This is a genomic window from Paraburkholderia denitrificans, from assembly GCF_042655705.1.
Classification (GTDB): Bacteria; Pseudomonadota; Gammaproteobacteria; order Burkholderiales; family Burkholderiaceae; genus Paraburkholderia; species Paraburkholderia denitrificans.
Genome location: NZ_JBHSMP010000025.1, coordinates 86,545 through 107,561, shown reverse-complemented (window position 1 = coordinate 107,561; position 21,017 = coordinate 86,545). Strand labels below are relative to the sequence as shown.

The window sequence follows — 21,017 nt, the reverse complement described above, 5'->3', positions numbered from 1 at the left end:
CTATCGTCGGGGCCACGGCAAATTAATGTCTATTCCGGATCAGAAAACCATGCCTCAGGAATTTACGCGCTCGGTGTTCTCGCTTGTCGTCGATGGTACGGCCATGAATGTTTCAGCCATCCATCGCGACGGCGAGAAGGCGCCGATCGTATTTCTTCACGGATTTGGATCCACGAAAGAGGACTATGCCGATATCGTTCGTTACGCCGAATTCGCGGGCCATCCCTTTCTTGCGTATGACGCGCCGGGCTGCGGAGAGACCGTTTGCTCCGATCTGACGAAGCCGGGCATTCCGTTTCTGCTGGAAACGGCCCTCGAAATGCTGCAGCGTGTCGGTTTCGTCCGGTTTCACCTGGTCGGGCACTCGTTGGGTGGATTGACGGCATTGATGCTGGCGCAACGATACCCTGAGCGGGTCATCAGTTTTGTCGACATCGAAGGCAACATTGCGCCCGAGGACTGCTTTCTCAGCAGGCAGATCGTCGACCACCCGCGCGAGAGCGCCGAACAATTCCTCGAAGACTTTATCGAACGAACCCGGCAAGCGCCCGCCTGGGCGAGCGCGCTGTATGCCGCGAGCCTGCGTCACAAGGTGCGGGCAGGGGCGGTAGGCGGGATCTTCAGGTCGATGGTCGAGCTTTCGGATAACGGCGACCTCATGAACAAGTTTCTTGGTCTTCCGCTTCCGCGAATGTTTATGTATGGCGCGCAGAACGCATCGCTTTCATACCTGAAGTACATCCGCGAGCGAGGTGTCGCACTGGCCGAAATCCCCGATTGCGGGCACTTTCCGATGTATTCGAATCCGGTGCAGATGTGGCGCGCGATTGCAGCGTTCCATCAGGCTCATCGTGAATGTGAAGCCTCAGGCTCGGCATAGTTACGCAGTTATGTACGAAGGCTGCCGTCTTCGCCTTGGATCAATTCAGGTATGTCACCCCATTGCGATGGCTTAGGTGTTGCAGCACGGGATCTTCCGTGTGTACGGCGATGAGATTTATCCCGGCTGGGAAAAAGCAATATCCCAGCTCGCCGAGCAATTCCTCCATCGCGACCTGATCGGATTTGAGCACCTCGACGGAAAGTATCGGCCGGAGATGCTGGAGCGTTTTTCGGGCACCACGCAGCACTTCCATTTCCATACCTTCAACGTCGAGTTTGATGAGATCGACGCGTTCGAGATCCAGCGAATCGATACTCACCATGGGTACCGTGACTCCGCTCGATGGAGTGTATGAAATGCGCTGGCCGATGTCTTCGGTGTTTGCACGCTCACGCAGTTCGAGGCTGCCGAAGCTGGCATGAGAAAAATAATCTGGCTGTGGAACGATCAATTCACCGACTTGCTCACCCAGCGCGCCGAGCTTCGCCCGCGCGTTCAGGCAGTTATTGATGACGATGTTGCCCGCTAGCGCGTAGAAGACGATCTCCTGGGCCTCGAAGCTGAGTACACGGCCCCAGCCATGCATTTGCCGCGCCCATTCGATGGTGTGCACGCCAATGTTGGCCCCGCCGTCTATCGCGACTACACCATCGCCGAAATACTGTCGTCGCCGGGTGAGCAGCCCAAGCATGAAACCCACTTCACTTGCGTCGAAGCTCGAATGATCCAGTATCTGATACCCGACGCCATAGACGCCTCCGGAGCTGGAGACGTTGTAATCGTTGCGATTGAGGATCATGGTGCCGTGATTCGAAGCTGCGAGTATGAACGCGACCGGACGACTTGGACGTGACATGGAGAGGTGTCCTTTTCGGGCTGGTAGAACCTCAACGCGACGCGGCTGCGTGTTTCTGAAACGAAAGCAATTGCACGTGAGCCGGAATTTCCGATGTTCAGACGCTCGATGGACCAGGCAATCCTTCGGATGAAACCGTGTCCGGGACAGTAGGGCAGGTGGAGCGCTTGATGGCACGGCTGAGCCGACTTTAACCCAGCCGCAAAAATAATTTAATGAGGAAAACTATATTTATGCCGGATAGTTAAACCAGACCCGCCGGGCGGATCTGGTGGATCGGTTTCCGAATCCGGCGTCAAGCGGCCACGAGCCAGTGTCGCGTCGTATCCAGCAAGCGATTCACAAAACCCCACTCGTTGTCGAACCACAGCATCAGATTCACCAGACGACCGCCGCTGACATGAGTCTGCGCGCCGTCGACAATTGCAGAATGCGGATCGTGATTAAAGTCGATCGAAGCATGCGGGTCGTCCGACCAGGCGATGAGGCCGGCGTAGGGTCCGGCCGCCGCGCTTTTCAGCAATTCGTTGATACTTGCGGCGCTCACGTCGCGTCCTACCGACAATACCATGTCGATCGACGACACATTGTGGGTTGGCACGCGGATCGCCTTGGCGTGCACGCGGCCCTTGAGTTCGGGAAGCAGGCGCTCCACGCCGCGCGCAAGTCCAGTCGAAACGGGGACGATCGACTGCATTGCCGAACGTGTCCTGCGCAGGTCGGAATGGTGATAGCCGTCGATCAGCGGCTGGTCGTTCATGACCGAATGCAGCGTCGTGAGTTGCACCTGTTCGATATTCAACTCGCGGTGCAGGAGCGAAAGCACCGGCACGGCCGCGTTGGTCGTGCACGATGCGTTCGACACGAGCCGTTCCTTGCCCGAAAGAAGGCTGTGATTCGTCCCGAATACAACCGTTGCGTCGACATCCGCGGCACTGTCACCCGGATGCGAGAGCAACAGCCTCGTGCAGCCCGCGTCGAGAAAACGCGTCAACGATGCCCGATCGCCGTAACGACCGGAACACTCGACGAGCAGATCGATTTCGAGCCCACGCCAGTCGACGCCTTCGGGTGTGGTCTCATGGAATACCGGGATTGCTTCGCCCTCGATAAGCAATGTGCCTTCTCCAACCTCGACTTTCCCCGGGAAACGCCCATGGGTGGAATCGAAGCGCGTCAGGTAAGCCATGCTTGAGAGGTCGGCCGGTTCATTGATGGCCGAAATCTTGAAGGCATCACGGAAGTCCGACTCATGGATTGCCCGCAGGAAGCAACGGCCGACGCGGCCGTATCCGTTGATTGCAATACGCAGCGGCGCGGGGAGCGTGTCAGGCACAGCGTGATTCCTTCGAAAGATGGAAACCGTATTCTATCGCGCGCTCTTGAAGTCGAACGCGTTCGTTCTTTTTAACGCATGTCGGCATAACCCAGGAAAGGGAAAGAAGGGCAGTCGCATCAGGCGCTCTCTTTCGTCTGGGCAGGGGATGCCATTCTCGCTTGCCGGTTGCGCGTGGCGAGCCAGCACAGGATCGAACCGCCACACACCATTAACGCGCCTTGCCAGAACTGGACAGATAAGGGCGCGTGGAGCAGGGCGGCAGCGAACGCTGCGGAAAGCACGGGAATGAAATACGACGCTCCGGCAAGTACGGTGACATTGCCATGCAGGATTCCCACATTCCACGCGGCGTAGCCGAAGCCCATCGCGGAGGCGGCCAGCACGAGATAGATGAGTGCGTGGAGGCTGAATGCCATCGCACCGCCACCGTCGACGAGATATTTGCCCCAGAGCACAACAGAAACCAGCATGAAGAACAGCGTGACACCGTTCTTGCCGCGGGCAATACGCGCCGTCACGGTGCAATAAGCCGCCCAGATCAACGCACCGAAAAACGCCAGGCCGTAGCTCAAGGGGTTGTCTTTGATATTCGCCAGCATGCCCGGCAGATCCAGCCCCTTTTCTCCGCCCAACACCCAGCAAATGCCGAGCATCGAAAGCAGAAAACCCGGTACGACCAGCAGGTTCGCCCTCTGTTTGTTGAACAGAATGGCCGAGACCAGTGTGAAGGTCGGCCACAGGTAATTGACCATCCCGACTTCGATGGCCTGCCTGCCGGTGTTGGCATAGCCGATGGACAGTGACAGGCACAGTTCGTATGCGACAAAAAGCAGGCTGCCCCACAGAAGGTAGCTTCGCGGGAATTCACGGAGCCTCGGGAAACCGACCGCGAAGAACAGAAACACCGAGGCCACCGAATAGATCATCGCCGCGCCGCCGGTGGCGCCGAGACTTTCGCTGACACCCCGAATGAGGGCGACGATGGACGCCCACAACAGGACCGCAATCAGCCCGATGAGCGTTGCCTGCTTTTTGCTCTTCATACTCGTCAATCGCTTCCGATGTTTCGATGCCGCCGCGAGGTTCCGTCGTGCTGTTCCGCCGCGGCAAGGTTGAATTGCCCGCCGTGACCACCACGCCGGATGGCGCGGTGCGGCAATGTGGTGCGGGGAGCCTACGCGGTGCTCGCGGGTACGTCAATCCAGATGGTTTTCATCTCGGTGTATTGATCGTGCGCCCAGACGGACTTGTCGCGGCCGCCAAACCCGGACTGCTTGTAGCCGCCAAATGGCGTCGTGATGTCGCCCTCGCCAAAACAGTTGACGGTGACGACGCCCGCGCGGATCTCGCGCGACAGGCGAATGGCGTGGTTCAGGTTGCTCGTATAGACGGAGGCGGCGAGTCCATAGACCGAATCGTTCGCCAGTGCGATGGCTTCATCGATGCCGGTGAATGTCGTCACAGAAAGGACCGGGCCGAATATCTCTTCCTGGAACAGCCGGTTTTGCGGATCTACGCCGTCCACCACCGTCGGCTCGACGAAAATGCCACTCTTCGTGTCGCCGCCGAAAGCCACGCGCATACGCTCTGCTTTTACGTGCTCGAGATACGATCGTACCTTTTCGAAGTGCGCCTTGCTGACCATCGAGCCGATGCGGTGTGCCGGATCGAGCGGATCGCCCATTTTCCATTCGCGCATGTGCACGCCAATAAGCTGCAGCAACGCGTCCTTGATATCGGCATGAACGATCAGGCGCGACGACGCCGAGCAGTTCTCGCCCATGTTCCAGAACGCGCCGTTCACGACATGCTGCGCGACCGCGTCGAGATCCTCGACATCGCGCAGCACGACGGCGGGATTCTTGCCGCCGCACTCGAGTACCACGCGCTTCAGGTTGGAGTCGGCGGCATAGCGGAGGAATCGTCGGCCGGTTTCCGTCGAGCCGGTGAAGCTGACCATATCGACGTCCCCGTGCCTGCCCAGCGGTTCGCCGACTTCTTGTCCGCCACCCGGCAAAACATTGAAGACGCCGGCCGGCACGCCCGCTTCGTGAGCCAGTTCTGCAACACGCAGGGCGGTCAGCGAGGTTTCCTTCGCGGGCTTCACGATGATCGAGCACCCGGCCGCGAGCGATGGGCCAATCTTCCACGCAAGCATCAACAACGGAAAATTCCAGGGCAGGACGAGGCCGACCACGCCAACGGGCTCGCGCACGACGAGCGCGAGCGCGCTCGCGCCGGTGGGAGCGGCGTTGTCGTAGATCTTGTCAATCAGCTCGGCGTGCCAGCGGATTGTGTGAATCGCCTCCGGAATGTCCGTGTTCTGGCATTCGCGAATCGGCTTGCCGCTGTCGAGGCTCTCCATCGTGGCGAGTTCGTGCGCGTGCTGCTCCAGCCGATCGGCAAACTGCAGCAGGATGGCCTTTCGGCGCGAAGGCGCGAGATTGCGCCAGCGTCCGTCCTCGAATGCAGTCCTTGCGCTCGCAACGGCAAGATCGACATCGGCGGCATTGCAGGCCGCAATGTTCCCGAGTGCTTTGCCGGTCGCTGGGTTAATCGTTGTGAAGGTGTCGCCGGAATGCGAAGGCTGGAACGCGCCGCCAATGAACGTCTGGGTCGGCAGCCGCAATTCCACGGCAATCGCCGCGTACTCCGATGCAGTGAGCAGATGAGCCATCAGGCTTTGCCCCCGGTGACCGATGCGACATTACGCTTGAGTTCGGCAACGATGCTTTGGAGCCGCTCCTTTTCCTGCACGTCGAGTCCTTGCAGGGGCGCGCGCACGCCGCCAGCGCGAAGGCCCGCGATCTCGCAGCCATGCTTGATGGCCTGAACGAACTTGCCTTCTTCGAGGAAATCCATGAGCGGCAGCATCGCGGACATGATGCGGCGGCCTTTGTCGAAATCCTTCTGGATCGCGCACGCTTCGTAAAGCGCGATGTGCTCGGCGGGCAGGAAGTTCGAGCCCGCGCAGACCCAGCTGCGTGCGCCCCAGGCGAAGAACTCCAGCGCCTGATCGTCCCAACCGCACGAGACGCTGAGATTCGGGAACTCGCGCGCGAGCATGTGCAATTGCGCCATCTGGCCGGAGCTTTCCTTGATCGCCACAAAGTTCTTCGAAGCCTTCAGCACAGTATCGAAGAACTCGCGGCCCATTGAGACGCTCATGCGACCGGGGTAGTTGTAGAGCATGATGGGCAGGCCCGCCGCACGATCGACGGCCAGCGCGTGCGCGGCGTTTTCCTGCTGTGTGGGCAGCGCATAGGGCGGCGAGCCGACCAGGATCGCATCTGCCCTGATGGCCTTCGCCGCTTTCGCGTATTCGACAGAATCCTCGGTGCGGACCGCGCCAGTGCCGATGATGAGCGGCAAACGCGAGCCGATCACTTCCTTCGCCCAGGCGCCCAGCTCGAAACGCTCCTGCGCGCTCTGCGCGTAGTATTCGCCGGTCGAGCCGCCGATGATGATGCCGTGGACCCGGGCCGCGATCAGCGATTCGAGCACCTCGGCAAATGCCGTCTTGTCGATTTGCCCTTCGGCGTTCAAGGGCGTGATGGCGGGGGTGTAAATGCCTTCAAACTTCATGATGTTCTTCCAGAGAGAGCGAGTGTTTTGACGGAAGGTGTGCTGCTGCCGTCATTGACGGCAGCACGCAGGTAGTGGGTTTCAGTGATTCAGCGAGGCCGCTTCCTGCAGGCTCAGCGAACGCGTTTCTGGCGCGAGGGCGAGCGAGGCTGCGAGGCCGATGAACGAGACGGCCGCCGCTGCGTACATGGTGTTGCCGATGCCGACGGTCTGCAGGGCGATGGGTACCGCCCACGTTCCGATTGCGGCGCCGATGCGTGAAAGGGAGGCACCCATGCCGACGGCGAATGCACGGATGTCGGTCGGGAAAATTTCATTCGGGTACACGAGCTGCAGCACCTGCGCGCCGCCGATCAGTACCGCATATGCACCGAACAGCACCAGAATCAATACCGCCGGGCCATTCGAGCACGCACCCAGCGCCAGCAACGCAAGACCCGACCACAGGAAGCTGTGAATCACCATCGCGCGGCGGCCCAGTTCGTTGATGATGCGCGTGGCGATGATGCAGCCCACGACGAAGAGCAACGTGATCGCGACAGAGCCGAGCGATTCCCACTTTCCTGTCAAGTGAAGTGCCTCGAGCACACGCGGCGCAAAGGAATAGACCGCGAAGACCGGGATCACGGAGCAGCTCCAGAACACCGAAACAAAGAGCATGCGCTTGCCGTAGCCGGAATGCAGGAGCGACCAGAGCGAGATTTTCTTTTCGGTTTGTTCTTCCGGCAGATTTTTCAGCGAAAACGACGGGCCATAAACCTTTTTGATGACGGCTTCGGCATCGGCGGTGCGGCCCTTGCTGAGCAGCCAGCGCGGCGACTCGGGCGTGCCGATGCGCACGACAAACAGCACGATACCGATGACGGCGGGGCTCGCGAGCACCCAGCGCCATGCATCCTGCGCGCCGCTGCTCAAAATGAGGTTGCCGACGATATAGGCGAGCGCCGCACCGAGGAACCAGATAATCGTGAGCAGGGCGAGGCGCGGGCCGCGATATTTGCGGGGCATGAATTCGACGAGGAGCGAACCGGCCACCGGATATTCGATGCCCACACCAATACCAATGAGGAAGCGTAAAACGAAGAGCGCTTCACCCGACTGAACCCAGAGTTGCGCGAGCGAGCACACGAAGAAGATCACGGGCCCGAAGAAGTAGGGCTTTTGGCGCCCCATACGGTCGGACAGCCAGCCCCCGAGGAACCCGCCAAAGAAAATGCCGATCAGCGCCGATGCGGCAACCATGCCTTCCCAGAAACTCGTGAGGCCGAGCGCGGCGGAAAACTGCACCATCGCCACGCCGATAATGCTGAGCACGTAGCCGTCCATGAGCCAGCCGCCGCTCGAACGAATGGTGAGCAATTGGTGAAAGCCATTGAGCGGCACGTCCTCAATAGTCAAGTGATTCTGCGACATCGTCTGTCTCCTTCCATGTAATCGGGCGCGACACGTCCTGGCGAGCGCCATGGGTGTTGTGTCTGCATCCCTTGTGTAAGTTTCTTCGGCCGATCTGCTGATGCGCTACGCCGACCGATGCGTCCTCAACTTTCGAGACCTGCCTTGCGCTGCCCCCACCAGAGCGTGGCGTTGACGCCAATGGAGAGGAACGGCTCCGGCGGGGTCTTGTCGGGTCCCGACGTAGCCAGCAGAAAATCGATCTGCTCGCTGCGCTTGCCCGCGAGCCAGTCGGCGAGCAGCGTGCCCGTCACCGTTCCGCGCGTGATGCCGAGGCCGTTGCAGCACAATGCGCCGTAGACATTGGGCGCAAGCTGCCCGAAAAATCCCTTGTGGTTGTGCGAGAGCGCGAGCGATCCGCTCCACGTGTATTCGAATTCCACTTTCGGCAGCATCGGAAAGCGTCGTTCGAACGAGAGCCGGTGGCGTTCGGCGAAGCGGGGGAGATAGTGTTCCTTCGGTCGTCCGTCCGGGTTGAAGCTGAAGCTGTTGCGCACCAGAATGCGGTTGTCGTGCGTGCGGCGCAGCGTGCTGCCGAACGGGTCCGCCGGGATGACGCCCCAGAACGGCTTGCCGCCAAGCTGCTCCTGCTCGGCGGCGGTGAGCGGCCGGGTCAGGCTCGCATACAGGAAAACCGGCAGCATCGTGCGTTGCAGGAAGCCGAAGCGCATGCCGAAGGCATTGTTCGCCAGTACGAGCTTGTCCGCCGTGATGCGGCCGCCGCGATGCGCCAGCACGATTTTTTCGCCATAGTCGACATCGGTAATGGGTGTGTGCTCGTACAACCTCACGTTGGGCGGCAGGCTGTCGGCCAGGCCCTTGACCAGCGCCGCGGGTTGCACGAGCACGGTGCCGGGCGTGAACAGCGCCTTGCGGTAGAACGACGTGCCGATGTGCCCGGGCAGATCCTTGCCTTCGATCACCTCGTACGCCTGGCCGAGCTTGTCGAGGCCGCGCCGATAGGCGTCGAGAACGGCCACGCCGCGCTCTTCAACGGCGGCCTGGTATTTGCCGGACGCGGTCATATGGCAATCGATGCGGTGCTTGCCGACAAGCTCACGCAAGATCGTCTGGCCGAGCAGGTTCAGCTTGAGCGTGGATTTTGCCGTCGCGATATCGCCGATGTAGTCGTCGGCGCCGATATCGTGCGGCAGGTCGATCGCAAAACCTGCATTCCGCCCCGAGGTGCCGAAGCCGACCTCCTGGGCCTCGATGAGAATGACTTCATCGTCGGGGAAATTCAGGGCAAGCTGCCGGGCGGCGGCAAGACCCGTGAAGCCGGCGCCGATAACGGCCCAGCGCGCCTTTGATTCCCCGGCATGAGGCGGCCTCGGTTCGCGAGGCTGGCTTGTGTGATACCAGCCGCACATCTTGTCGTCCGCGGGGAGCGATGTCACATTAAGCATTCCTAATTCCTTGATCGCATATAAATTCGCGCCGCGCCCTCAGACGGCGGGGGGCACCGAAAAATGCGTGCACCCCCCTGCGCGGCCCTTAAAACTGGATGGGTACGTTCAACCCTTCGGGAATCACATACTCCGCCATGCGCCGGCGCGACAACTCCATATGGCTGCGGACCAGTTCGCCGGCGCTCTGTGCATCGCGAAGCGCGATTGCCTCGATGATCTGGTCGTGTTGCTCAACGGCCTTTTCCAGGTCTTTTTGCATGTCGCTCGTGGTGGGCGAGCGGTAAAAAATCTTGCCGAGGCGCGCATGGTCGATCAACACGCGGCGCAGGCTGGGCATGAGATACGCGTTGCGCGCGATCCGGCCGATTTCGAAGTGAAACGCGTCGTTGTGCAGCACGCGCGACTGAAGGTCGTTCTCCTCGATCGAGATGCGAAAGAGCGCCTGAATCTGCTTCAATCGCTCCACGTCCTCGGGCGTGGCATTGTTCGCTGCCATTTGCGTGGTTGCGACGTAGATGAGCGGCGCCGCAAGGAAAAAGCTTCGCAACGACTGGTAGCTCATCGGCGAAACGCGGGCCGGCCGGTTCGGCTCAAGCTCCAGGTAGCCCTCCGCCGCCATCTGGCGCATCAACTCGCGTACCGGCGGGCGGGAGAGACCGAACTCTTCGCTCAGGGCGAGTTCGTCGACTACGGCGCCCGGAGCGAGCTCCATGCTCACGATGCGGCGCCGAAGCGTTTCCGCCATCACGTTTTTACGATCTGCTGACGCGCCCGATTCGGTGTCTGCGGCTGCCAGTTGAAGCTTGGGTTTTGCCATGGCTCATGTGTCTACAAACTGTAGACAAAGTATAGGTTAATGATAGTTCGAACAAAAATAAGGGTTTACGCGCTCCGTGGCTTGACCGGGTTCCGGCTAAAGGGTGCCTGATGGCGGTTCGGCGACACGGTGTGCTCACCCGGGCGACGACGGGTTCCAGAGTACGTGAACGGGACGGATTCGCCCAGACAAACGTTTCCGGTATTGCGCCGCACAAAAAGTGGCTGCACCTGCAACGTCAGGCGCAGCTCGCCGGTGATCGGTTGACTCCGCGGGCCCCCTACCCCCGTCCCCTACCAGCGGCAGGGGGTGCGTTATGACGCATCGCTTGTAGAGTCACCTCACAGATGCAGTGAGGAGACACATGAGCAGGCTCATCAATATCGACAACGGCGCACGTTGACGGACATCCGCGTCATCAACGGCGGCCGTGTCGTTCATACCAGGACGATCGCCTGTCTTTCCTCTTCTCCTGATTTCATCGCTATGCGGACTTTGCCAGCGTGTTCCAGGCGGAATGCCGCCGGAAGCCGTTGAGAAAAAATCTACAAGAAAGGAGTCCGGAGTTTTTCGCAATACGCACCACGAACGACGTAGAAATCGCAAGGAGAGACATGATGAGGAAGCACACAGTGGGTGCCGTGTCAGCAATCGCGGCCGCCTTGACGCTCGTGGCTGGCGCAGCCGCCGCGGACGATCTCACGCCGGCAGGCGCCGAGCGTGGGGCCAGCAAGGATGGCCTCGTGCCGGCCTTTTCCAGCGGGGGGGCAACTCCGGCGGGATGGGAGTGGGGCAAGTACCGCGGCGACTTCTGGGAACACAAGAACGAGAAGCCCCTTTACTCGATCAATGCAGCGAATGTCGACAAATATGCGGACAAGCTCTCACCGGGCCAGGTTCAGCTGCTCAAGCAGCTGAAGGGCTACCGGATGGACGTCTATCCGTCGCATCGCGAATGTCAGCTCCCGGAAATCGCCCAACAGAATTCAAAGGCGAATCTCACTTCGGCGAAGCTCGATCCATCCGGCGAAGTGATCCAGACTGCGGCGCTCCCGGGCGTGGCGTTCCCGGAGCCGAAAAACGGCGCCGAAGCCATCCTGAACTACGAAACGCGGTACCGTGGCGTAGGGGTTGAGTGGGCGCAATACATCACGACGATTTCCCCACGTCCGGGCAGCACTGAGTGGATCGACGTAGTCGGTCCCCAGGTTTTCTATGTTCCCGCGGGCAAGCAAGGCAAGACCTCGCCGCAGGACGTCGACCAGCTCAACTTCGCCGCCTACTTCGCGATGGAGTCGCCCGCGGCGCTGGCCGGCCAGGCCTTCGTGCAGCGGCAATATTTCGACAAGACACCCGAAACCTTCTACTACTTCCCTGGACAGCGGCGCGTGAGACGCATGCCGGCGTATACGCACGATGCGCCGCTCATCGGCTTCGAAAACCAGTACCTGATCGACGAGGCCAATATGTTCAACGGCTCCATCGACCGGTTCAACTGGAAGCTCATCGGCAAGAAGGAAATGATCGTGCCGTACAACTCGTTCGGCATGTACAAGTTCAAGAGCAAGCTGCACGACGTCGCCACGCCTGACGGTATCGCTGCCGACAATCGGCGCTACGAGATGCACCGCGTCTGGGTCGTCGAGGCGACGGTGAAGCCCAGCGCACGTCACGTCGATTCGAAGAAAGTCCTCTATCTGGACGAGGACAGCTGGCTGGCGCTCGTCGGCGAGGACTTCGATGCACAGGGCAAGCTGTGGAAGGCGCGGGAAAGCTATCCGATCCCGGTTTGGGAGCTGGGCGGCGCCTGCGACAACGAGCCGTTCGTGCAGTACGACGTGATCAACGGGCGTTACGTATTCGATCAGTCGTCGATCGGTCAGGGCAAGGATATTCGCTGGTATCAGAAGATCGACGATCCGCGATTCAAGCCTGATTTCTACACTTCCGAGTCACTGCGGTCGGTCAGCGAGCGCTGAAGCGTGATGTCTGGTTGACCGGGCCGGCGTGCGCCGATGGCGCCCGCCGGCATCCAGAGGAGAGGCGGAGGGGTGATGGAGACGAAGAAAATTATCGGGCGGACAACGATTTCGCTCGCAGTTCTGAGCGCTGCCACATCGAGCGCGTACGCATACGATTTCACGACGGGATTCAACGATCTGAAGGGTTCGTGGGTGACCAACCTCACGGCGGGTGCGGGGATTCGGACCAGGAGTCCGAGTTGTTCGCTCACCGGCGATCCGAACGCGTTCGGCTGCGACGGCGCGGCCAACGTCAATCAATGGGGGTTTGGCGACAACGGCGACCTGAATTACCGCAAGGGGCAGCCATTCAGCACTTACCTGAGTGCGACCAGCGAGTTGCTGCTGACGATGCCGAGCGAGGGGCTCAAGTTCATGGTCCGCGGCACGGGGATGTACGACTTCCTTGCGAAGGACACGAACCGGACGCCGCTATCGAGTACCGCGGCGGCGCAGGTGGTCTATAACGCGCAGTTGCTTGACTTGTGGGGCGAGAAGGATTTCACGCTTGCCGGGCGGTCCGCTCACGTGCGACTCGGCAACCAGGTGATCAACTGGGGCGAGAGCATTTTCGCGCAGAGCGGCATCAACGTAACGAATTCGCTCGACGTCCAGAAGCTGCTGATTCCGGGTGCGCAACTCAAGCAGGCGCTGCTCCCGGCGCCCATGCTGAGCTTCGCCGGGGATCTTTCCCACGGGTTCAGCACTGAGGGCTACTACCAGTTTCAGTGGAACGGCAACCGCTACCCGCCGGTCGGCACCTTCTGGTCGACCACGAACGGCTTTGGCCGCGGCGCGGAGCCGTTCACGCTCAACACGAACAACCTGAATGTGGCCGGCCCGAGCGCGGGCACGATTGCAAACGCGATGGGGGGGCCGGGCGCAGCAGGCAATCAGAATACGCTGAACGCGATCAAGGAAGGTCTCGTCAACGGCGCATTCGCGGGGCCGCCGTTTTTCGATATCGGCCTTCCGTCCGCGACGAAATTGCCCGCGAAGTATCGGCCGCAGTTCGGTGTGAAATTCAACTTTGCGCCGAGTTCCATCGGCGCGAACTTCGCACTGTATTACGAGAACTACATCGACAAATCCCCAGTGGTCACGTCGTTGGCGAACGGGACGACGCAATTTTCGTATCTCGGGAACCGCCAGTTGTTCGGCGCCAGTACCAATTTCGGGCTCGGCGACTGGGCGATCGGCGCCGAGGTGTCGTATCGCCCGCGTGATGCGGTGGCGCTGTCGAGCTGCTTTGGTGCAGGCGGTCCGCTCGACCTGAACACGAATGGCGTAGCGGGCGTCGATTGTCAGCAATGGGTCGACAAGAAGAAGTTCCAGTTCGACCTCAACGGCCTGCTGGCGCTGACGCGCAGCGAGTATCCGTTCCTGAAGCTGCTCGGCGCGGATTCGGCTGCCCTGACGTGGGAACTGACGTGGATCTATTACCCCGGCCTGAGTTCGAGCGGCGTCACGCGCACGATCAACGGGCAGACGGTTACGCAGGTGCCGGCGGCCGGCTATCTGCCGTGGCTGAACAATAACTCGGGTCTCGGTTATCCCATCGCGATGTCGAAGGGCACGTCGAGTTCGGTCGGCGCGACGGTCGATTTCAACTGGACCTATGACGGCACGCTGATTCCGGGCTGGCAGGTCACGCCCGGCGTGACGTTCTCGGATGCGCTCTACGGTTATACGCCGACGTTCACCGCGAACTACCTGCAGGGTGCAAAGTCGCTGAACCTCTATTTGCTGTTCAACCAGAATCCGACCGTCTGGCAGGCGGGCATCAACTATTCGATGTTCTGGGGCGGGCACCAGACGGTGGGACAGCCGTATGCAGACCGGAATTTTGTCGGGTTGTTCGTGACTCGAAATTTCTGACGGGTGAACCCGTTGGGTGAACCTGTTAGGCGCGGCGCACACGGTGCGCCGCTGAAATACTTGAAGGGGTAATGTCGTGCTCAATCGTCTAGTCAGCCGGCTGGAAAAAGGCTTCTTCGGCCACCGAGCGATCGTGCTTGTGGTGATCGGCCTGTTTACCGCCGTCATGGCGGTCTTTGCTGTGCAGTTGCGGATGGACGCCGGCTTCGAGAAGCAGATGCCGATCGGCCATGAATACATCAAGACGTTTCAGCAATACCGGAACGATCTGCTCGGTGCGAACCGGATCACCTTCGTCGTGCGGGCCCGAAAGGGTTCCATCTGGTCGAAGGAGGGGTTGACGCGTCTGTACAAGGTGACTCAGGCCGTCACGTACCTGCCGAACGTCGACCGGGTCGGTGTCCGGTCGCTGTGGACGCCGAACGCGTTCGTCAATGAAATTACCGACGAAGGCTTTCGCGCGGAACCGATCATCTCGGGCAACATCACACCCGACCAGTTGACGCCCGAGATCGTCGCGCAGATCCGTCATGCGACGACGCTCGGCGGCTATGTCGGTACGCTCGTCTCGCATGGAGAAGACAGCGCGATGATCACGGCCGAATTGAACGAGCGCGATCGCTTCGGCAAGTCGCTCGATTACGTCGCGTTCAACCATCTGTTGGAAGCGAAGATTCGCAAGCCGTTCGAGGATGCCGGCTACGAAGTCCAGATCATTGGATTCGCGAAGCAGATCGGCGACATCGCCGATGGCGCCACGGCCGTGCTCGGCTTTTGCGGGATCGCGCTGCTGCTGACCGCGCTCGCGGTCTACTGGTACTGCCATTCGGTTCGCTTCACGGTGCTGCTGATCTCCTGCTCGCTGACGTCGCTCGTCTGGCAGTTCGGCACGCTGAAGCTGCTGGGCTTCGGCCTCGATCCGCTTGCGGTGCTGGTGCCGTTCCTGGTATTCGCGATCGGGGTGTCGCACGGCGTGCAGCAGGTCAACTTCATCGTGCGCGAGATTTCGCATGGACATAGTTCGTTCGACGCCGCGCGTCACAGTTTCAGCGGCCTGCTCATCCCCGGCGTGCTGGCGCTCGTGACCGCATTCGTGTCGTTCATCACGCTGCTGCTCATTCCGATTCCGATGGTGCGCGAGCTGGCGATCACCGCATCGCTCGGCGTTGCGTACAAGATCGTGACGAACCTGATCCTGCTGCCGGTCGCAGCGTCGTGCTTCAACTTCTCGAAAGCCTACGCGGATAAATCGCTCGATCGCAGCCAGCGTCGCTCGGCGTGGCTGCGCCCGCTGGCGCGGGTGGCCGAGCCGAAGTTCGCGGCTGTCACGCTCGCATTGACTGTGGTGGTGTTCGCACTTGCGGCCTGGCAAAGCCGTGACCGCGTGATCGGCACGCTGCAGCCGGGCGCGCCGGAGTTGCGCGCGGACGCACGATTCAACCGCGATGCGACATCGATCGCGGGCCACTATGACATGGGCCTCGACTGGCTCACGGTCGCGATCGAGTCGAAAGGAACGGCGTGTGACAACCCGGCGGTCGGCTTGTATGAGGACGATTTCTCGGCGGCGATGCGGACCGAGCCGGGCGTGGTGTCCGTGCAGTCATATTCGGCGATGCTGCGCACCTACAATGCGGGCTACAACGAAGACTACCCGAAGATGAACGTCGTCCCGGTCGCTGCGGAAAACTATGGCGCGGAGTCGGTTGATGTCGGGCGTTTGAAGGGATACATGAAGTCCGACTGCGGCATGACGGCCGTCCATCTGTACCTGACCGATCACAAGGCAACGACGATCAACCGGATTCTCGACGACGTGAAGCAATACCGCACGTCGCACCCGTTCCCGGGCATCACTGTCCGTCTCGCCGCGGGGAATGCGGGCGTGCTCGCCGCCACCAATGACGAAGTGGCGACCAGCGAGTTGCCGATGATGCTCTATGTGTACGCCGCAATCCTGATTCTCGTGTTCCTCGCATACCGCGATTGGCGCGCGATGCTGGCCTGCTGCGTGCCGCTGTCCGTCGCGACTTTCATCGGCTACTGGTTCATGAAGGAACTGAAGATCGGGCTGACCGTCGCCACGCTGCCCGTCATGGTGCTTGCGGTGGGCATCGGCGTCGATTACGCGTTCTACATCTATAACCGGTTGCAAGTGCATCTGGCCGGCGGCCAGAACATCGTGAAGGCGGTTCAGCACGCGATGCTGGAGGTCGGCGTTGCCACGATCTTCACGGCGATCACGCTGGCGATCGGCGTGGCGACGTGGAGCTTCTCGGCGCTGAAGTTTCAGGCCGACATGGGCAAGCTGCTCGCGTTCATGTTCCTCGTCAATCTGTTGATGGCGATGACCGCATTGCCCGCGCTGGCATCGGTTCTCGAACGCTGGTTCCCGCGCAGCAAGCCGGCGCGCGCGCCGGGCCTGTTCAGCCACTGACTATCGCGGGTGCAATTCGCGGGTGCAATGACAGCAATTCAGTCGTGAACACCCGCAGGAACCATTACAGAGATTCAGCCATGATCAAGACGCTTGTTACCGGCATCGCGCTCTGCGCGGCCACAGTCTGTGCGGCGCCAGCGGCGCTCGCACAATCCGAAGGAACGGTCGCGGCCTGGTCCGCCAGGCCGGCGCACGCGTGGGTAGCGCCGACCCACATGATGCTGATGGATGCCGCGCGCGCCGGCACGCGCATCGTCGTGGTCGGCGAGCACGGCCTCGTTCTGCTGTCTGACGACGACGGCAAGTCGTTCCGGCAGGCGCGTACAGTGCCGGTTTCGGCGACGTTGTCGGCTGTAACGTTCGCCGATACGCAGCACGGCTGGGCAGTCGGTCAATGGGGTGTGATTCTTGCGACGACCGACGGCGGTGAGACGTGGCAGAAGCAACGCATGGACATCGCGGTGGACCAGCCGCTGTTCTCGGTGCTCTTTACGAGCGGGAAGGACGGGATAGCGGTGGGCCTGTGGTCGCTGATGCTCGCAACGCACGACGGCGGCAAGACGTGGGCCAAAGTGACGGTGCCGAAGCCGCCCGGCGGCAGCAGGGCGGACCGCAATCTTTATCACATCTTTGCGGACCGGCAGGGGGCGCTGTACATCGACTCGGAGCAGGGGATGGTATTGAAATCGACCGACGATGGCGCGAACTGGAATTACCTCGCCACGGGTGGTAAAGGCACATTGTGGTCGGGCGTGGCGATGCCCGACGGGCGAATCGTGGTAGGCGGCCTGCTTGGCAGTCTGTTCCAGAGCAGCGATGGCGGGGCAACGTGGTCGCCGCTGAACCCGGGGACGAAGAGCTCGATTACCGATCTCGTTACAAGCGGAAACGGGCTGCTGGGCGTTGGGCTCAACGGGCTCGTGTTCCAGCAACGCGAGGGTAGTGAGTCGTTCGAGATCCATCAGCGCGCGGACCGGGCGGCAGTCACGGCTGCCGTGATTGCCGCTAGCGGGAAGCCGGTTCTGGTCTCGGAGGATGGCGTGCTGGTCACGCACTGAATGGTGCACTGACCGGGTTGTTTCGCGATTGGCGACGCGGACCGGATGTTGTCGCGTCCTCAGTGTAGTAATTTCGACGGAGACTTTCCCCATCTCCGTCTTTTTTTGGCCGGTTAGGATAGCCGTCGCAGTCCCATCGCGATTGACGTCAATGGTCGCTAACGCAGCAGTCCCAGTTCGCGGGCCTTGACCGAAGCGTCTTCCCGGGAAACCGCGCCAAGTTTCGTGAAAATATTCTTCACGTGCCACTTTACGGTGAGGTCGGAGCAATTCAGCGTTTTAGCGATGCTCTTGTTGGAGAAAGCATTCGAGACGAGCGTAAGGATCTCAAGCTCGCGCGGCGAAAGTCGGACTACGTTCGAATGCGCGGGCTGCTTTGTGCGGGCCTCCGTTGACTCCGAATATGATTGCCCTGAAGCGCCAGCCATTAAAACCTGCGCAATGAAATCGAACTCGTCCGCGGAGATATCCGAGCGGGATTTCACGAGTTCGAGCAGGCGCAGCGCAATAGCGCCCTCATCGAGGAAGTGGCGCACCATGCGATGGGGCGCGGCGATGGAGACAGCTTGCCGCATCGCGGCTACGGCCGCCTGTTCGTGGTGTAGCGACCAGAGCGCGATGGCCTCGCGCACATGGAGCGCCGCGGTTTGCCCCAGCCGGCCATGCACGACGGACGTCTCAAGCAGTTGCCGACAGAGGTCCAGCGCGCGGTCGAAGTTCCCATCGATCATGGCGAGCATGGCTTCGCCTGATGCGGCGTAGAAGCCGATTTCTGCCCAGGCACAATTGGCCTGTTCCTTGTACTCCGCCGCAAGTTGTTGCAATTGCCTTTGTGCCTGGCGGGCGGCAGGGCGATTGCCTCGATCGATCTCAACGGAGGTACGTTCCGCCAATGCCCTTGCATACAGTCTGTCGAGGCTGAGCCGGGCGGCCAGCTCATCGGCCCGATTCAGAACGCGCAATGCATCGTCAAGTCGATTCTCAGCTCTGAGGATCTTGACTCGTGCCATATGCGCTTCGATGATGCAGTCGGGAATGCACATCAATTCGATCAGCTGCAAATGTTCGAGCAGCATCGATTCAGCTTCGACGAGGTCATTCTTCGCGTATGCAGCAGCAATGGCGAAGCCAGCTGTGATGCCGTCGAATTCCGCTTTTCCGGTGCGCCTTGCTTCGATTTCTTCGATAGCCTTGTGCATCACATCGCTGGCTTGCCGATACGCGCCTTGTATGACGTAGGTAAGCGCGACTACGCCACGAGCGACGACTGGCGTAAAGATGGTTTGCTCCGCTGACATCATCCGCCCGGCAGGCATCAGCACATCTCGCGCCCGCTCAAACTGGCCAGCGTGTGCGAGCGCGGCTGCAAGTACGTTTCGTATACCGAATGCAACCAGCGGATCGACCGTGGCGGGCAGAGATTCGTAGGGCGAAAGGACATCCAGAGCTGCTGCCGTATCGTCCTGTTTCAACAGACACCAACTGCGCAGCAACGCAGATTCACGTAATGTGTCGACGGTCGAGTTTTGGGGATGCGCTTCGATGTCGGCGAGAAGATGACGGGCTGCGTCAAGATCACCGCAGGCCAATTCCGCCCACGCCGCGCAGAGCAGCAATTCCAGGCGAGTCAGGAGGGTGTTTCGGGGCAACGCGCCGATCCATTTCCGCAACTGGAAATATTCGCCTTGCACGACCATCGGGCGGGCGACGCGCTCGACGAGTTCGACGCACAGGTTCATGTCACCGGCATAGCGTGAGTGGCGGATGGCCTGCGCATAGAGGCCTTTACCCGCAAACCACCGCCCAGCTGCGACATTGATGTTAATCAATTCGTCTTCGGGGAGCCGGCACAAGCGATCCCTCAGATATTTTCCAAACAGGGGATGAAAACGGTACCAGGGTTCCGCATCGCCCTGAGATTCGATTGGAACGATGAACAGATTTTCAGATTCGAACTTCCGGAGCAGTTCTCCGGCCCGCGGATTCGCCGTAATGATTTCGCACAATCCACGATTGAACAGGCGGCAGGCCGCTGTATGAACCAGGAAAGCCAGCTCTTCCGGCGAAAGGTTATCGTTGACGAGCTGATTGAAGTAGTCGTCAACAATGTCACCATTGCGTGACACTGGGCGGGCGGGGATGGACAGTGACCCAGGCCGGACATTGCGCGTATTGCGGATGGAATATGCGACGAGCTGCACACCGGCCGCCCAACCATCGGTGCGATCGTGTACTTCGCGGACCGTTGCTATATCGAGCGGACCCACTCCCTGGCTACGGAGAAATGTCTCGGTTTCGGAAAGATCGAAGCGCAGCGCCGTGAAATCCAGTTCGGCTATTTCATCGTGCGCCCGAAGTTCCGAGAGTGGGAAAGGCTGGGCCAGGCGGGAAGTCAGTACGACATGAAGATTGGATGGCGCCCATGCCAGCAGTTTTTCAAGAAGGTGCCGGATGGGCGTTGCGGCGACTTCATGGAAGTCCTCCAGCACCAGATACACGGGCTTCGAGAATTGATGCAGATCGTTTATGACGGCGGCGGCGAACGCGTCCAACGCGCCGATGCCGAAGCGATTAAGAATGGATTTCGCATCCTGCCCAACGTGGCCGTCCAGCGATTCGAGCCCGGCAGCGAGATAGGTCGCAAATTGAACCGGATCGTCGTCGGCGCTCACGTTATACCAGACTACGCTGTCACCCCGGGCAATCAGACTCTTTCGCCAGAGCGCGGCGAGGCTGGTTTTTCCGGATCCAGCGGGTCCGGAAAGCAGTATCAGCTTGCGTTGACGTTCACTTTCGAGCCAGACGAGAAGTCGTTCACGAGGGAGCAGGCCCTTACCTTCGGGCGGAGCGAACCGGGTGGAAATGAGGGAAGTAAACGCGTTGGACATGGGGTACGGCTTTTCACAGTCACGCCGTCGTCGGCAAAGAGAAATAAGGTTAGCTAAGCTAACGCAAGGCTCACGCTCTCGCAAGCGTGGCTATCCCCATATTGCGCCGCACAAGAATCGCTGCGCCAGCACGGCCCGGCGTAGTTCATCGATTCTCTGCTTGTTGCGCCCCCTACCTCCCTTCCCCTGCCAGCGGCAGGGGGACGGCAGGGTGCATCGGCTGTAAAGTCTCCTCAAACACCCGGAAGGGAAACACATGAGCAGGCTTGCGATTTCCGGAAATACAGGAACGAGCGGCCGCTTCACTCGATCGATGCAGCGAGCGCGAACCAATGCGCGACCTTGCGGGTGGCATGTTGCCATTTGAATACGATGACCGGTTAATTCCAGG

14 protein-coding genes are annotated in these 21,017 nt (G+C 60.5%); 5 read left to right on the top strand and 9 right to left on the bottom strand.

Translation table 11 applies throughout. The annotated features are described in order from the left end of the window. The first annotated feature begins 49 nt into the window (after nucleotides 1-49). Entirely contained in the window at nucleotides 50-880 is an 831-nt protein-coding gene (locus ACFPTO_RS19165) for an alpha/beta fold hydrolase (protein WP_377713748.1), read from the top strand. A gap of 40 nt (nucleotides 881-920) precedes the next feature. Here ACFPTO_RS19165 and ACFPTO_RS19160 read toward each other — a convergent pair whose 3' ends face one another. The 8 genes from ACFPTO_RS19160 to ACFPTO_RS19125 form a co-directional block, all read right to left on the bottom strand. Further along, on the bottom strand, nucleotides 921-1,739 hold the full coding sequence (locus tag ACFPTO_RS19160; RefSeq protein WP_377713746.1) for an FkbM family methyltransferase: 819 nt from the start codon (nucleotides 1,737-1,739) through the stop codon (nucleotides 921-923). 295 nt (nucleotides 1,740-2,034) lie between these two features. Further along, nucleotides 2,035-3,075: a type I glyceraldehyde-3-phosphate dehydrogenase gene (locus ACFPTO_RS19155; protein ID WP_377713744.1), complete on the bottom strand. Its 1,041-nt coding sequence runs from the start codon at nucleotides 3,073-3,075 to the stop codon at nucleotides 2,035-2,037. Between the two features lie 119 nt (nucleotides 3,076-3,194). Then, nucleotides 3,195-4,121 (bottom strand): aromatic amino acid DMT transporter YddG, encoded by a 927-nt coding sequence (yddG, locus tag ACFPTO_RS19150; RefSeq protein ID WP_377713742.1) that lies wholly within the window; start codon nucleotides 4,119-4,121, stop codon nucleotides 3,195-3,197. Between the two features lie 131 nt (nucleotides 4,122-4,252). Then, on the bottom strand, nucleotides 4,253-5,755 hold the full coding sequence (locus ACFPTO_RS19145) for an aldehyde dehydrogenase (RefSeq protein ID WP_377713741.1): 1,503 nt from the start codon (nucleotides 5,753-5,755) through the stop codon (nucleotides 4,253-4,255). Next, on the bottom strand, nucleotides 5,755-6,663 hold the full coding sequence (locus ACFPTO_RS19140; protein ID WP_377713739.1) for a dihydrodipicolinate synthase family protein: 909 nt from the start codon (nucleotides 6,661-6,663) through the stop codon (nucleotides 5,755-5,757). The genes ACFPTO_RS19145 and ACFPTO_RS19140 overlap by 1 nt, the downstream gene beginning before the upstream one ends. Nucleotides 6,664-6,744: 81 nt before the next feature. Continuing rightward, the gene (locus ACFPTO_RS19135; protein ID WP_377713737.1) at nucleotides 6,745-8,076 is read right to left on the bottom strand and encodes an MFS transporter; all 1,332 of its coding nucleotides are present in this window, start codon (nucleotides 8,074-8,076) and stop codon (nucleotides 6,745-6,747) included. A gap of 125 nt (nucleotides 8,077-8,201) precedes the next feature. After that, nucleotides 8,202-9,521 (bottom strand): NAD(P)/FAD-dependent oxidoreductase, encoded by a 1,320-nt coding sequence (locus tag ACFPTO_RS19130; RefSeq protein WP_377713735.1) that lies wholly within the window; start codon nucleotides 9,519-9,521, stop codon nucleotides 8,202-8,204. Nucleotides 9,522-9,609: 88 nt separating this feature from the next. Further along, nucleotides 9,610-10,341, bottom strand: a complete 732-nt coding sequence (locus ACFPTO_RS19125) for a GntR family transcriptional regulator (protein WP_377713733.1) — start codon at nucleotides 10,339-10,341, stop codon at nucleotides 9,610-9,612. A 614-nt stretch (nucleotides 10,342-10,955) separates the two neighbouring features. Between ACFPTO_RS19125 and ACFPTO_RS19120 the strand changes: the two genes are divergently transcribed. The 4 genes from ACFPTO_RS19120 to ACFPTO_RS19105 all read left to right on the top strand — a co-directional run bounded on the left by ACFPTO_RS19120 (nucleotide 10,956) and on the right by ACFPTO_RS19105 (nucleotide 17,738). Continuing rightward, nucleotides 10,956-12,320: a DUF1329 domain-containing protein gene (locus tag ACFPTO_RS19120; protein ID WP_377713731.1), complete on the top strand. Its 1,365-nt coding sequence runs from the start codon at nucleotides 10,956-10,958 to the stop codon at nucleotides 12,318-12,320. Between the two features lie 75 nt (nucleotides 12,321-12,395). Next, entirely contained in the window at nucleotides 12,396-14,240 is a 1,845-nt protein-coding gene (locus ACFPTO_RS19115; protein WP_377713729.1) for a DUF1302 domain-containing protein, read from the top strand. 76 nt (nucleotides 14,241-14,316) lie between these two features. After that, nucleotides 14,317-16,677, top strand: a complete 2,361-nt coding sequence (locus ACFPTO_RS19110; RefSeq protein ID WP_377713727.1) for an efflux RND transporter permease subunit — start codon at nucleotides 14,317-14,319, stop codon at nucleotides 16,675-16,677. A gap of 80 nt (nucleotides 16,678-16,757) precedes the next feature. Beyond that, on the top strand, nucleotides 16,758-17,738 hold the full coding sequence (locus ACFPTO_RS19105; protein WP_377713725.1) for a WD40/YVTN/BNR-like repeat-containing protein: 981 nt from the start codon (nucleotides 16,758-16,760) through the stop codon (nucleotides 17,736-17,738). 158 nt (nucleotides 17,739-17,896) lie between these two features. Here ACFPTO_RS19105 and ACFPTO_RS19100 read toward each other — a convergent pair whose 3' ends face one another. Continuing rightward, nucleotides 17,897-20,626, bottom strand: a complete 2,730-nt coding sequence (locus ACFPTO_RS19100; protein ID WP_377713723.1) for a winged helix-turn-helix domain-containing protein — start codon at nucleotides 20,624-20,626, stop codon at nucleotides 17,897-17,899. Nucleotides 20,627-21,017: the final 391 nt, after the last annotated feature.